Source organism: Homoserinimonas sp., assembly GCF_056262345.1.
Genome location: NZ_JBACFR010000292.1, coordinates 1 through 1,838 on the forward strand (window position 1 = coordinate 1; position 1,838 = coordinate 1,838).

Annotated in this window: 2 protein-coding genes and 1 pseudogene; 1 reads left to right on the forward strand and 2 read right to left on the reverse strand. The window is 66.1% G+C overall.

All coding sequences use genetic code 11. From position 1 onward, the window contains the following. The coding region (locus AC062T_RS13290; RefSeq protein WP_476030775.1) for an OB-fold nucleic acid binding domain-containing protein at positions 1 to 936 on the reverse strand (936 nt) is incomplete at its 3' end. 60 nt (positions 937 to 996) lie between these two features. Here AC062T_RS13290 and rsmD point away from each other — a divergent pair. Next, entirely contained in the window at positions 997 to 1,548 is a 552-nt protein-coding gene (rsmD, locus tag AC062T_RS13295; protein WP_108517192.1) for a 16S rRNA (guanine(966)-N(2))-methyltransferase RsmD, read from the forward strand. On the opposite strand, the pseudogene AC062T_RS13300 reads toward rsmD, so the two are convergent. Next, positions 1,545 to 1,838, reverse strand: a pseudogene (locus AC062T_RS13300) (thiamine-phosphate kinase); the annotation flags it as partial. The gene rsmD and the pseudogene AC062T_RS13300 sit on opposite strands and share 4 nt — an antisense overlap.

Sequence of the window (1,838 nt, forward strand, 5' to 3'; positions counted from 1 at the left end):
CGCGAGCATCGCGCGCAAGGCGACAAGCGTCTTGCCGGAGCCCACCTCGCCCTGCACGAGCCGATTCATCGGAACCGGCTCGGCGATATCAGAGGCGATCTGCGCACCGACCGTCTTCTGATCATCCGTGAGAGTGAACGGCAGCGCGGCATCGAAGCGCTCCAGGAATCCGCCAGGCTTGGGCACCCGAGGCGTAGCCGTGCGTGCCCGGAGAACCGCACGCTGCTGAAGCAGGCCCGCCTGCAAGACAAACGCCTCCTGGAACCGCAACGACTTTCGCGCTGCCCGCCACTCGATGTCCTTGTGCGGGCGGTGGATCAGCTCAAGTGCCTCCCTAAAGTCCATGAGAGTGCGCTCGGCGCGCACAGAAGCGGGCACCGGGTCGTCGAGAGGGGGCAAAGTATCGAGCACCACTCCCATGGCCTTCTGGATCTGCCACGAGGTCACCGCCGCCGTTGCGGGGTAGATAGGCACAGGCTGCACCGCCCACGCCCTGTGCGCCTCCGACCCGGCATCGGCGGCATCCGCATCAAAAAGCTCGTAGTCGGGATGGGCCAGCTGGAGCTGACCGCGATAGTCGCCCACCTTGCCCGCGAAGATTCCCCGGGTGCCAGGGCGCAGTTCCTTAGCGCGCCACGCCTGGTTGAAGAACGTGAGAGACAGGATGCCGCGGCCGTCACTGATGCGAACCTCAAGAATCGACCCCCGACGATTGCGCATCGACCTTTCGCGCACGTCCACAACCTCGGCCACGATCGTCACGTTCTCGTCGATCGGTAACGACGTGATTTCGGTGAGCTCGCCGCGCAGGGCGTATCGGCGCGGATAGTGGCTCAGCAGATCGCCGACCGTCTCCAGCCCCAGATTGCGCGAAAACGACTGAGCTGTGCGGCCACCTAGCGCGGAGGCAAGCTTGGCGTCGAGAGGCGATCCCACCCCACGAGCGTAGCGGGCGACACCGACAGAGCCACATCGCGCAGCCGGTAGGCTCGGCGCATGACGCGCATCATCTCAGGGTTCGCGGGCTCGCTCGCTATCGCCGTGCCCCCCAAGGGAACCCGGCCCACGAGCGACAGGGTGCGCGAAGCCATCTTCTCGGCTCTCGAAGCACGAGACGCCATCACCGGCGCAACGGTGCTCGACCTCTACGCGGGATCCGGGTCTCTCGGGCTTGAGGCGGCCAGCCGAGGCGCAGTGGACGTGGTGCTCGTCGAAAAGAACAGCGCAGCATCCGCAATCTGCCGCCGTAATGCCAAGCTCGTGCTCGACCGCGGCCCCAAGAATCTGCGCATCACGATCGCCCCCATCGCCGTGAACTCTTTTCTCGCTGGATACAAGGGCAAGGCCGATCTCGTGTTTATCGACCCGCCCTACGACCTCGGCGAGGACGAGCTGGCCGAAACGCTCGCGGCGCTGCCCCTGGCCGACGACGCGATCGTCATGGTCGAACGCAGCTCGCGCAGCCCAGAGCCGCGCTGGCCAGCCGGGCTCGAGCTCGACCGCGGCAAGGACTACGGCGACACGACGCTGTGGTGGGCGCGAAGCTAGCCCAGAGCGCCAGCCCAGCCCCGATACGGGTCCCACCCACCCTCATCGATGACATTGCCATCGAGAAGTACCGGATGCTTGCCCGCGGGCAGAACTATGCCGATCGAGCGAAATCCGCCGGGCAGCTCAGCGCCCTCGGGGAACGTCGCCAGCAGCGAGTGATCTTCCCCGCCATGGAACGCTGTGAGCGGATCGGCTCCGAGGGCCAGCGAAAACAGGTCGAACGTGACCTCGCTCGCCACGGCAATGCGGGCGGCATCTTTGGCGAGGCCGTCGCTGAGATCGAGCAT